The sequence below is a fragment of the Neobacillus drentensis genome (assembly GCF_036962765.1).
Taxonomy (GTDB): Bacteria; Bacillota; Bacilli; order Bacillales; family Cytobacillaceae; genus Neobacillus; species Neobacillus drentensis_C.
This window is the reverse complement of sequence record NZ_JBALOS010000133.1, coordinates 38,390-50,709: the sequence shown is the minus strand read 5'-3', so window position 1 is coordinate 50,709 and position 12,320 is coordinate 38,390. Positions and strand designations below refer to the sequence as shown.

The 12,320-nt window shown below is 39.9% G+C and carries 7 protein-coding genes; 2 read left to right on the top strand and 5 right to left on the bottom strand.

All coding sequences use genetic code 11. The annotated features are described in order from the left end of the window. Positions 1 to 229: 229 nt before the first annotated feature. The 5 genes from mglB to V7137_RS17045 form a co-directional block, all read right to left on the bottom strand. Positions 230 to 1,285 carry a galactose/glucose ABC transporter substrate-binding protein MglB gene (gene mglB / locus V7137_RS17065; RefSeq protein ID WP_335699197.1) on the bottom strand — a complete coding sequence of 352 codons (1,056 nt, stop codon included), beginning with the start codon at positions 1,283 to 1,285 and terminating at the stop codon, positions 230 to 232. A 243-nt stretch (positions 1,286 to 1,528) separates the two neighbouring features. Further along, on the bottom strand, positions 1,529 to 3,115 hold the full coding sequence (locus V7137_RS17060) for a response regulator transcription factor (RefSeq protein WP_335699196.1): 1,587 nt from the start codon (positions 3,113 to 3,115) through the stop codon (positions 1,529 to 1,531). Then, on the bottom strand, positions 3,090 to 4,574 hold the full coding sequence (locus tag V7137_RS17055) for a sensor histidine kinase (RefSeq protein ID WP_335699195.1): 1,485 nt from the start codon (positions 4,572 to 4,574) through the stop codon (positions 3,090 to 3,092). The genes V7137_RS17060 and V7137_RS17055 overlap by 26 nt, the downstream gene beginning before the upstream one ends. Beyond that, entirely contained in the window at positions 4,571 to 5,572 is a 1,002-nt protein-coding gene (locus V7137_RS17050) for a sugar-binding protein (RefSeq protein ID WP_335699194.1), read from the bottom strand. Before V7137_RS17050 ends, V7137_RS17055 begins: the two co-directional genes overlap by 4 nt. Before the next feature lie 153 nt (positions 5,573 to 5,725). After that, positions 5,726 to 8,122 carry a beta-glucosidase gene (locus V7137_RS17045; protein WP_335699193.1) on the bottom strand — a complete coding sequence of 799 codons (2,397 nt, stop codon included), beginning with the start codon at positions 8,120 to 8,122 and terminating at the stop codon, positions 5,726 to 5,728. 412 nt (positions 8,123 to 8,534) lie between these two features. On the opposite strand from V7137_RS17045, the gene V7137_RS17040 reads away from it, so the two are divergent. Then, on the top strand, positions 8,535 to 10,886 hold the full coding sequence (locus V7137_RS17040) for a glycoside hydrolase family 3 N-terminal domain-containing protein (RefSeq protein ID WP_335699192.1): 2,352 nt from the start codon (positions 8,535 to 8,537) through the stop codon (positions 10,884 to 10,886). A gap of 49 nt (positions 10,887 to 10,935) precedes the next feature. Beyond that, positions 10,936 to 12,264, top strand: coding sequence for a prolyl oligopeptidase family serine peptidase (locus V7137_RS17035; RefSeq protein ID WP_335699191.1), 1,329 nt, complete (start codon positions 10,936 to 10,938; stop codon positions 12,262 to 12,264). The last annotated feature ends 56 nt before the right edge of the window (positions 12,265 to 12,320 follow it).

Sequence of the window (12,320 nt, the reverse complement as noted above, 5' to 3'; positions counted from 1 at the left end):
TAGAAACTTAGTAAATGACTCTTATAAAGCTTCAAAAGCAACAAATTTTACGAAAAGAGCCTTTTCAAAAAACGGTGTCCAGCTCCAGTTTCGGGTGGAGTCATACTCCGAACGAAAGAAAAGTGACCCCTTTTCCTTCGTTCGAAGAGCGCCTAGGGGCTGGTTCCAACCCCTAGGAAAAAATGAACTACTTTTTTCCCCGGACTAGGCGCTTCTTCTATATTAGTTCTTACTTATAAGCGTCTTTACCAACTTGGATATTATCTTTTGTTACTTCGATGTAAGGAACACGAACTGCTTTGTTGTCGTCAAGTTTCCATTCTGTTCCGTCTAATACGTCTTTACCCTTTGCTGCATTTGCTGCAAGTTCGATTGTTGCTTTACCTTGGTTTTTTGCGTCATTTAAGATCGTACCAACCATCTTGCCCTTTTCAATCATTTCAAGTGCTTCAGGAATCGCGTCAACACCTACGACTGGCATGAACTTGTCACCAGAGAAGTAGCCTGCTTTTTCAAGAGAAGCAACTGCACCTAGTGCCATTCCGTCGTTGTTAGCGATTACGAATTCAATCTTGTCACTGTACTTAGCTAACCAAGCATCCATTTTTTCGGTAGCTTTTGTTGCATCCCACATCGCCGTATCCATTGCTAATTCTTCCATCTGAATACCTTTTTCTTTTACAGTATCCACAGCAAATTTTGTACGTGCCTCTGCATCTGGGTGTCCTGGCTCACCCTTTAATAATACGTATTGGATTTTGCCATCTTTATTTTTATCATATTTATCTTTGTTAGCTTCCCAAGCTTTTGCGATCAATTGACCTTGAAGAACACCTGATTCAGAAGAAGTTGTTCCTACATAGTAAGCTTTATCGTAGCCTTTTAATACGCTCGCATCCGGCTCTTTGTTAAAGAAGATAACTGGAATATTTTTTGGTTTTGCTTTATCGATAATGGTTTGAGCGGCTTTTGGGTCAACTAAGTTAATGGCTAGAGACTTAGCTCCTTTGGCAATAAGTGTATCCACTTGCTCAATTTGTTTTGCTTGGTCGTTTTGAGAGTCATTCAACATAAGCTTAACGTTGTCTTTAGCTGATGATTCCATTGCACGGCGAACATAAGACATGAAGTTGTCATCAAATTTGTAAATCGTTGCACCAACTGCTGGAAGACTGCTGCCCTTGCCAGAATCTGTACCGCTAGTTGAATCACTGCAGCCTGTTGCTAATAGAATACTAGATGCAACTGTCAAAGATAGAATTAAACCTTTTTTCTTTTTAAACATGTTGTCATTCTCCTTTTACTATTTAGTAAAGACTCTGGTAAGCAGCACAACGCCTCGCTAACCTTAGTGTAAGCCCTTACAGATATGTTAGCATGAGTGGGTTTTCCTCAATAGTTCAAAAGTCTAGCATTAATTTGTGATTATCTAGACTTTTTTGCAAACGCTTTATTTTGAACTCATTTATCCACAAATCAAAAAAAGACCAATCCACTCCTGCGGATTAGTCTTATTAGAATAATAATATTAACTTACTGTTACTTTTCGAAATTCAGTTGGCGATAAGCCTGTGTGTTTTTTAAACACGCGGCTAAAATAGTTTGGGTCCTTGTAACCAATTGAATAGCATATTTCTTTCAAGCTTTTTCCCGGGTCAACCATCTCAGCCTTGGCATGCCTAATTCTTATTTCCGTCAAATAATCAATAAAGGTCATTCCAAATCGATCTTTAAATAATTTGCTGAAATAATATGGACTAAGCTCCACATATTCTGCCACTAATTCTAAGGTGATCGATTCAGCATAATGCGTTTCGATATACTCCTTCGCTTTATAGAGCATTCCCTTCGCATGATCATTTCGCCAAATCTGAACATGATGAACGACCGCCAATAAATGGGCTTTTCCTTTTTCAAAAATCTCCATAATATCTTCAGACTCTTCCACTGCAGGTGTTCGTTCATAGCTTATGCCTAAATCATGGAGCATTCGGGAAACGAGAATAAACATTTCGTCAAAGGACTTTTTCACTAAGGCTCCTTTTATATTCTTGTCCTCAGCCAGCATGGTGGCAAATGATTCAAAAATAAACAAGACTTGATTGACGTCTCCCTGCCGAATGGCCTCTAATAGCTTCTTCTCTATTTCTAACACTCCAGATAAGGATGGCAATTCGGCCGAACCTTGTTTAACCGCAAATAAATACTTCCGATTTGGAGTTTTCGTGAGGTGCTGTATGGCCATGAGCGCTTCAAGATAGGATTTATTTAATTCAGGGGCATGGTTATAAGGAAGACCAACCCCAATCCTTAGTTCAGCATTGAAGTGTTTTTTTTCAAAGAGACTGTTCAGGTTATCGATGACGGCCTGGGCATTGGTTTTAAAATGGACCTTTTCCGTTGCTTTTTTACACAGGAATAAGACTGGTACTTGTGAATCGGTTAACGGCCCAACCATCATTTCCTGTTTAATCATGACAGAATTAAGGGTATCCTTAAGCCAAAAATACCAGCTCTGTTTTTCCTCTGCTGTTAGCTCGATCTTCCCCTTGGACCGCAGCGAGAATAGCATGATGTAGCCGGAAGTAATTTCAACCCCTAGGAGTTGGCCCCATTCATCAAAGGTAATATCCTGAACCTGATTCACTAATACAGTCGATACCCATTCTTTTTGGGCGATTGATACAGCCCTGTCCAGGCTTTCCCGCAGATTTTGCTGTTCTTCTCGCTGTTTGCTCTCCTCAAAAATTTCATCGGAAACGCGCTTTAATGATGCAAGGATATCTTGTTTTCTGCTTGGTTTTAAGATGTATTCCTTCACCCCCTGCTGCATCACTTCTTTTGCATATTCAAACGTATTAAAGGCAGAAACCATGATAAATCGAATGCCAGGGTTGGTTTTTTTTATGGCTTTGACGGCCTGAACACCGTCAATTCCCGGCATTTTTATGTCCATAAAAATGATATCAGGATTGTGTTCTGTAGCCATTTCAATCGCGATTCTTCCATTGGGTGCCTCGCCAATGACCATTACGCCCTCTGAAGAACTGCTAATGATTTTCGTTAACGCCGTTCGTTCAAGGACTTCATCATCCACAATAAGAATTTTCAACAAGCGTGCTTCCCCCTTTAACAGCCTCAGGAATTGTTAGTCTAAAATTTGTCCCGCGTAAAGGCTCTGACTCAATTTCACAAATGTCATTTCTCTGATAAAAGAGCTGCAGCCGTCTAATCACATTTTTCACTCCAATACCATTCGAGTGGCTTTTTGATTTTTCCGCTTCATACCCTTCTTCCGGCTCAGCACATTCGACATATTTAAGCAATCTCTTTTTTGTGTACTCATCCATCCCTGCTCCATTATCAATGACCTCAACATTGACCCGGTCATTGTGGCGGTAAATACGGAGCCTGATGACGCCATCTTCTTCGTAGTGTTCCACCCCATGCATAAAGGCATTTTCGATTAATGGTTGTAGAATTAAACTAGGGATTTCAATATCTAAACAATCTTCCTCGATGTCCGTTATAAAAGAAATCCGTTCTCCAAAGCGAGTTTGTTGAATATAAAAATACTCCTGGACAATTCTTACTTCTTCTCTTAATGTTGAAGCTTTATCGAAATCGGTCAGGTTGTATCGAAGTATTGCAGCCACGGCTTCTATTAATCTCGAAGTCTGTTCCGCTTCCTCCAAATAGGCCAATTTTGAAACCGTATTCAATGTATTGAATAAAAAATGAGGATTAATTTGATTTTGCAAACTCCGTAACTCTAATTCTTTTAATAACTTATCCAGCTCTCCCTGTTGTTTGATTTCATTTACCAGCTGTCTAAGGTTCGTACGCATTTGGTTAAAGGTTTCTGTTAATGGCTTTAGTTCGTCCTTTGTCGTAATTTTTATATCATTACCTTCTAAGTTTCCAATTGAAATCTCCTTTGCTGCATGTGATAACAGTCTAATTGGCTTCGTAATCCCGCCGGAAATCCATAATGCTAACAAAGTGCTTAGAAAAAAAGCAGCTGCAAAAAGGGAAATCGACATGAGCTTATAAAAATGGTTTTGCTGCTCCATTTGATTATAAAATTTTTGATAGTCCGTCAGCTTATTGTTTAATAGCGCAAGAGTGCTTTCTTGAAGGAATGAGTTTATTTTCAATACCTCATTAAAATGACTCGAATATTGATTAATCTCGTCCTGCTTAAAAGCACCTAAAGTTGCATCGCCTTCATCCAAAAAACTGTCAATCATATTTTTATAATTTGTAAGCGTAATCTCATTTGTATTGATTACTTTATAAAGCCTCTTCTGGTCCTTAATAAGTTTTAGCTTTTCTTTTCGATAGTCTTTTAGGTAGGATTCATCCTTATCTAAAATATACCCATGAAGCTTTTCCGTAACTAAATTGGATCTTTGCGAAATATCATTAAGCAAAAGAAATCGTTCAAAGCTGTCATCATATTCCGTCACCAGCTTTTCACTGCTGTTATAAAAAAAGAACCCGACTGAAGTTAACAAAACCACAAGGACAATGAAATAAAGCAGCAATTTTGATCTAATTCGAAATAACATCATTCATGCTCCCCCATTCTGTCCGGATGATTCACGGGTAAATCTCTTATTCTCAAAATCCGAGTATCCGTATGGACAATAGGCGAAACCTTTTTCCCCTCAATTAGATCAATCATCATTTTTACTGCTCCATAACCCATTTGAAATGGCTCTTGGACAACGGTTGCCTTGATGGTTCCCTTTCTTATGAAACTCAGGGTTTCCGGTAGTGTATCAAAGCCAATAATATAAATTTGATCCTGTTTTTTATATTTTTCAACCACCTGAGCAATCTCGATGCCATCTAAGGCACTTGTCCCAAAGAAAGCGTTGACATCAGGGTGATCCTGCAAAATTTGATTGGCTTTTTCCGCTGCTTTCACTCTGCTAATCTCTGACTCTTCCACCGCTATGATATGGATTCTTTTTTGTGCTTTTACAGCATCCTGAAATCCCTTAACTCGCTGCTGCATATGGTTTGCATAAAAGCTCCCCGTAATAATTGCTACATTGGTATTACCCTTTGTATCCGCTATCAAAGCTTTCCCTGCTAAAAAGCCGGAATAATAATTATCCGTTCCAATATAGGCCATCCTTTTACTGTTCAAGGTGTCCGTATCGACCGTGATGACAGGGATTCCCTTCGCTACGACCCGATTGATAAGTGGAGTAAATTGTTCGTCACTCAATCCCTGAGTAAGGATCCCATCAACTTTTGAAGCAGCCGACATTTCAATTGTTTTTACATGATCATCGATATTTGCCTGTTTCGGCCCAGCGTATTCCAGCTGAACACCATATTTTCCAGCTGCCTCCTTTGCCCCTTTTTCTACTAGTCTCCAATATTCGTTATCTAACTCCTCAGTGACAAGAACAATATGATAATCAAACTTTTCTAGTGTCTTTTCTTCATTAGGTAATTCATAAGAAACTACCTTATACCCATAAAAGATTGAAAATGAGCAACTCACAAGAAAAAATAGAATCCCAACTGTATACGCCATGATGGACAATTTGCTCATAGTACCTCCCTAACCTCTCTGCCAGTCCGACTACGGTTATTATACGAGAATTCAAAAAAATCAACAACGAACTTTTAGTGGAAAGGACCTCAAATAAAACAGCCTCCACTCTCTTTCAATGAAGGCTGTTTCCATTCTTTTATGATTTTCTAATTATTTAGTAAGTCTCCCAAAGTCAACTTTCGGTGCCAATGCTTCGTTAACTTTTTCAACGACCATATCGTGATCTACTGTAAATGTAGCCGTCTCTTTAATATCTTCTGAGGACGCCCCAATTTTTACTGTATATGTGCCCTTTTCAAGAACCCATGCATTTTCCTGCTCATCAAAGGAGGCAAGGTCTTTGGCATTAAGTCCGAATTGAAGAAGCTCATGCTGATGAGGCTTAAGTTCCTTTGTTTTACCAAAGGCTTTTAGTTCAACAGCAGGTTTCTCAAGTTTTCCATCTGGGGCGGAAACATACACTTGGACGACCTCTCTTCCAGGGACCTTGCCCGTATTTTCCACCATAGCGGATACCTTAAGCTTGTCCTTAAATTTCTTGCCTTCGCTGATATTTACATGGCTAAAGTTGAAGTTCGTATAGGATAATCCATAACCAAATTCATAGGCAGGTTTCACACCGAATGTGGTATTGTAACGATAGCCAACATAAATGTCTTCGTTATAGATTACCTGTGTTGGGTTCTCAGCAGGCGTACCAGGGAAGCTATTTGCTGATGCAACATCACTGTATTTTACAGGGAATGTAGTTGGTAATTTTCCGGATGGATTGACTTTACCGGAAATAACATCAGCAACAGCATAACCTGCTTCTTGGCCTGGCTGCCATGCCAACAGGATTGAATCAACCTTATCCCTCCAGCTGGCTACTTCGATAGGCCCGCCAATATTCAAAATAACAGCTACTTTTTTACCCTGCTTATGATATTCTGATGATACTTTCGAAATCATGTCTTGTTCTGCATCACTTAATAAATAATCCCCTTTTACCACTTTACGGTCCGCACCTTCTCCAGAATTTCGGCCAATAACGATGATGCCGATTTCGGATTCTTTGGAAGCAGCAGCAATTTCGTTATCTTCTAGAGGCTTTTCAGGAATGGCTGGGATTAACTTACCGAAATCTTCACCCCATGGGCTTGGTTTAATTTTATACTGATCTTGCGAGCGCAATGTATCAATATATGTCTTATATTCCTGAAGTAAACTTTGATTTAATTGGTATCCAGCACTCTTTAATCCCTCAACAATAGAAGTGGTGTAAGCCGCATTGACATCGCCGCTTCCTGTTCCTCCTTTAACCGTTTCGATTTGTGTATTGCCAAATAAAGCGACCTTTTGCTCCTTGCTGATCGGCAGCGGCATCATGTCGTTCTTTAATAGAACCATCCCTTCTGCTGCTGCTTTTCGAGCTGTTTGGGCATGAGCAGCCAAATCAGGCTTGTCTGTGTTTTGATACTTTTTAAACTCAGGGGTTTGGATGACGATCTGAAGAATGTTTTTAATATTGCGGTCTAGCACTTTTTCGTCTAACGTTCCACTTTCAACTGCCGTTTTAATTAAATTAGACTGAGTTGCTGAACCTGGCATAATCATGTCATTTTGTGCCTTCATTTGTTCGACCGGATTATCCCCGCCAAACCAGTCTGTCATCACAAAGCCAGTGTAGCCCCAGTCCTTGCGCAAAACGGTTGTTAACAAATCAGCATCTTGGGAAGTGTATGTTCCATTAATTTTGTTATAGGAACTCATAACCGACCATGGATGGGATTCTTTAACAGCAATTTCAAAGCCTTTAAGATAAATTTCCCTTAATGCTCGTTCAGATACGACGGTATCAATGCTATTCCGGTTTGTTTCCTGGTTATTAGCAGCAAAGTGCTTGATTGTTGCGCCAACGCCGTTCGATTGTACCCCATTTACCATCGCAGCAGCCATTTTTCCTGCAATTAATGGATCTTCTGAATAGTATTCGAAGTTACGTCCGTTTAATGGATTACGGTGGATATTAAGTGCTGGTGCTAATAAAAGGTCGACACCGTATTCTTTCACTTCATTTCCCTGTGCTTGACCTACTGCTTCTGCTGTTGCAGGATCCCAAGTGGATGCAAGAGACGTCGCAATTGGGAAAGCGGTTGCATAATAAGTTTGCGTTTGACCTGGTCTTGTCGGTCTGATTCTAAGGCCGGCCGGACCGTCAGCGAACCGAAGCTCAGGAATACCTAAACGGGGAATTCCAAACGTACCGCCTACAGCTCCAACTACTTCAAATGGAGGCATCCCCCCGAATCCAGGCATCCCTACACCCACAACAAATTTAGCTTTTTCCTCAAGGGTCATAGCTTGAATAACACTGTCAATCGATGCCGCATCTGTTAAGTAAGAAGTTGATGTCTGTTTGGCAGAAGTTTGAGCTTGATGAACGGTTGTTGAATTTTGACTCTGAGCGGATGCAATGTCAAAGGTGAGTCCTGAGAGAAGTAATGAAGATGTAAGAGTAAATGCTAGTAATTTTGACTTTTTCTTTTTCTTCCATTTTTTTAACATAATTCTGGTACCCCCATCAAATTAGTTTAAATCTTTCGCACTCGTAAATTAAAACGCTTTCATTAGCAGTTTAACTTAAATGAATTTTCATATTATTGATAATTTTCTGGATATTATTGCGAAAATCTTCACTATTTTGTTTTAGTTGAAAGAGACTAAGAATCGATAAAAAGAGTTTAAACGGATCTCCTTTACAGTTGAATATCCCTATATCTTATATCATGTCAAATAGTGTCTAAGAAATATGTATAATTCCTCTTGACTTTTAAATAATTGATTGAATATTCAGTCTACAACAAATTAATCTAGTAAATCACAATTTAATGCTACCTCTTGGAACTTATTGAATTATACATTACATGTTAACTTTTTGGATGTAAGGGTTTTCATTCAATAGAAGGAGTTGTTAGGCGTGAGGGGTTATTATAAAGTTCTAAGTTCATCCATGTTTACTTTAATGCTATTGTCATCTGGTTCAGGAGTACTTGCAGAAGAACAGCCACCATTACAAGTTAATACTGCGGCTGTTACTACAGATAATAGTAGAGTACAAACTGGTGCGGTTCAGGAGCAAACACCGATGTTAGTGGACCAAGCTTCCATTCCAGCAGTTATCCGGGCCATGACGCTGGACGAAAAGGTGGATTTGATTGGAGGAGCTGGAGCGGCAGTAACAGGGGCTGCTGGCGGAACGTTTCCAATTCCACGGCTTGGTATTCCAAAGCTTACCTTTGCAGATGGTCCAGCTGGGCTTCGATTTGGATCAACTGCAAATAAGTCGACAACTGGTTTCCCCATTCCCTCGGCATTATCTGCTAGTTTTAATACGGATTTAATGTACCAGGTTTCTAGTGCGATGGGAAAAGAAACCTTTGATTATGGCGTAGATGTTATATTAGGACCGGCATTGAATATTCACAGAGATCCAAGAGGTGGAAGAAACTTCGAATATTATTCAGAAGATCCATACTTAAGTGGAGAAATGGCGGCCGAATTTACAAAAGGCGTTCAGGATCAAGGTGTGGGTGTTAGCATGAAGCACTTTGCCGCTAATAATCAGGAAACAAACAGACAGTCAGTAAACGAAATCATTTCTGAACGTGCCTTAAGGGAAATTTATTTATCTGGATTCGAGAGAGTAGTAAAAGAAGCACACCCATGGACAGTGATGAGTTCCTATAATTCTATTAATGGACCTTTCTCTGCTCATAACTCTTGGCTGTTAAATGATGTATTAAGAAGTGACTGGGGCTTTAATGGCATGGTCATGACTGACTGGGGTGGATCTAAAAACAATGGTATAGCGATGTTAAACGGTGGTAATGATTTGTCCATGCCAAGTTTAAGTGTCGCTGGCAAAACGGCGGTAAAAAAAGCTATCCTAGACGGCTCAATAAAAGAGGAAACACTTGATACGGCAATTGAGAACATCCTTAACTTAGTAGTCAAATCCCCAACATTTAAAAAATTAAGTACGGTTGACAATGCGAAACTAAGCGTAAGTTCTGACCTTGCTGCTGCTAATGCAAAACTATCAAGAGAAGCTGCGCCGGAAGGAATGGTTTTATTAAAGAATGAGAATAAAGCGCTTCCTTTCGATAAAAAAGTGAAAAAGGTCGGAATTGTTGGTAACTCATATACGATGCCAAGCTGTGGTTTTGGTACTCCTGCTTCTGCGTGTACAACTGATAATGCCGCTTCAAAAATGTTCTTGATGGGAACCGGAAGCGCCTATGTAACACCAACGCATTCCGTACAACTTCCAGAAGGCCTGAAAAATGGAGGATATTTACCGGTTAACACGAACGCCAGCGGTGCTGAGGTTACTGAAAATCTTACTGCTGAAGATGCCGCATATATGGCACAGAATTCAGATATTGGTGTGATTGTGATTGCTAGAGGATCTGGAGAAGGGGCAGATGGAAATGAAACAACCTTTGAACCGTCTGCAAAAGAATCAGAACTAATCAAAAAAGTTACTGATGCATATCACACTGTTAATAAAAAGGTAGTAGTAGTCTTAAACGTTGGTGCTCCGTTTAACACCGTAAGCTGGAGAGGTTCTGTAGACTCCATTTTATTATCTTGGCAGCCTGGGATGGAAGCAGGAAACGCTTTGACAGATGTTCTGTCAGGAAAAGCTTATCCATCAGGAAAACTTCCAGAGACCTTCCCAGTTAAATTAGAGGATGCGCCAAGTTATTCGAACTTCCCAAGCTCGGACGGTAATCCAAACCTAGTAAATTATAAGGAAGACATTTACGTTGGTTACCGCTACTATTCTACTTTCCATAAACAAACAGCTTACGAGTTTGGTTACGGACTTTCCTATACAACGTTTGATTATAGCGACTTTAAATTAAATAAAGATACCTTATCAAATAAAATCAAAGTCTCGTTTAAAGTAACCAATACAGGTTCCTTTGTTGGAAAGGAAGCTCCGCAGCTTTATGTAAGTGCACCTGACGGCAAGTTAGAAAAACCAGCGATTGAGTTGAAAGCGTTCGGAAAAACCCGTGAGCTGAAGCCAGGTCAAAAAGAGACGCTCAACTTCTTTATTGATCCAAAGGATATTGCTTCATTTGATGAGTCTACTTCCTCTTGGATTGTTGAAAAAGGAACCTATAGATTCAAGATTGGGGCATCTTCTTCCGATATCAGAGGGAATCTGGATTTCAAAGTGGACAAAGATATCATTGCCGAAGTAGATAATGACAATGGACCTGATGTGCAATTAGAAACACTATCAAAATACAATCAGTAGAGTAGTAATATGGACATCCTTAAAAATAACATTTTGGAGGTAAAGGTAAATGCTTAAAAAAATGAAAAAAGGGGCCATATTGGCTACAATGGCTGCAACCATGACTTTATCTCTCAATACAAACGTTTTCGCTAAACAAATCAATACACAGCCCACATCCTATCAAACCGTGACAGAGATTGAAGATTGGGGAGCAGCAACCACGAAAGTAATTGTCAATGTTGGGAAACCGATACCAAAGGACTCTGTTACAACAGCTACCTTCAAAGTACATGTGGCCAGAAGCGATAAACGGTTAAAAACACCGTTGCTAGAGGAAGGCGACCGAACAGTTACTAAAGCATACGTAGCAGATAAAGACGGCAATCCTGCTGTCCAAACAGGTAAATATGTCGTCTTAGAAATGAAAGTTGGCCCTGATGTATCCCTAGGTTCACCTCTTAACTATGATTGGGCTACTACTGGTTTTAATGATTGGATTGATATGAAATATACCATCACACAGCAAAAGGATATTGAAACAAGTGCAGGAACGATCTCAGGATTAGTTGTCGACCAATTCGCAAGGGAAACAAGAGAACTGGTAGATGATTTTTCAACGGGAAAGGGAACCTATGACAATGTTAGTTTAACTTATGCGGACTATTCGCCAGCCACTGACAATCATAAAAACCCATTAATTATCTGGCTGCACGGCGCGGGTGAAGGCGGCACAGATCCAACGATTCCAATCTCAGCCAATAAAGCAGCAAACTTTGCTTCAAAGGATATTCAATCTTACTTTGACGGTGCCTACGTTCTGGCCCCTCAAACTCCGACTTTTTGGATGGACGGTTTAAACGGATTTGGAGATGGAACCTCCAAATATGAGAATGCTCTAATGTCTTTAATTAAGGATTATGTAGCTAATCACAAAGACGTTGATACCAGCAGAATTTACATTGGCGGTGACTCTAACGGCGGATATATGACCATGCTTATGGCGAGAGATTATACCAATTACTTTGCCGCAGCATTCCCAACATGTGAAGCCTTAAGGGATAACTTAATTACAGATGGACAAATTCAAAAAATGAAGGATCTCCCAATGTGGTTCATTGCCGCTAAAACCGATCCAGTAGTGATCACAACTCAATATGTTGAACCTACGTATAAACGCTTAGTCGAAGTTGGAGCAAAAAATGTCCATTTATCATTATTTGATAAGGTAGTTGATACCTCCGGCTTATATACCAAAGCGGATGGCACTCCATATGAATACAACGGACACTGGTCTTGGATTTATGTATACAATAATGCGCCAACAAACATGATCAACGGAAAAACAACCACCATCATGGAATGGCTGGCAGCACAAACCAACCCAAACACTAAGTAAACGGTGACAAATAAATGGTGTCAGGCACCACAAAAAGACAACAGGCCGATTTGTCC

Coding starts and splice junctions, on each gene's coding strand:
- V7137_RS17055 (WP_335699195.1), bottom strand. CDS start 4,574: ATGATGTTATTTCGAATTAGATCAAAATTGCTGCTTTATTTCATTGTC.
- V7137_RS17035 (WP_335699191.1), top strand. CDS start 10,936: ATGCTTAAAAAAATGAAAAAAGGGGCCATATTGGCTACAATGGCTGCA.
- mglB (WP_335699197.1), bottom strand. CDS start 1,285: ATGTTTAAAAAGAAAAAAGGTTTAATTCTATCTTTGACAGTTGCATCT.
- V7137_RS17050 (WP_335699194.1), bottom strand. CDS start 5,572: ATGAGCAAATTGTCCATCATGGCGTATACAGTTGGGATTCTATTTTTT.
- V7137_RS17045 (WP_335699193.1), bottom strand. CDS start 8,122: ATGTTAAAAAAATGGAAGAAAAAGAAAAAGTCAAAATTACTAGCATTT.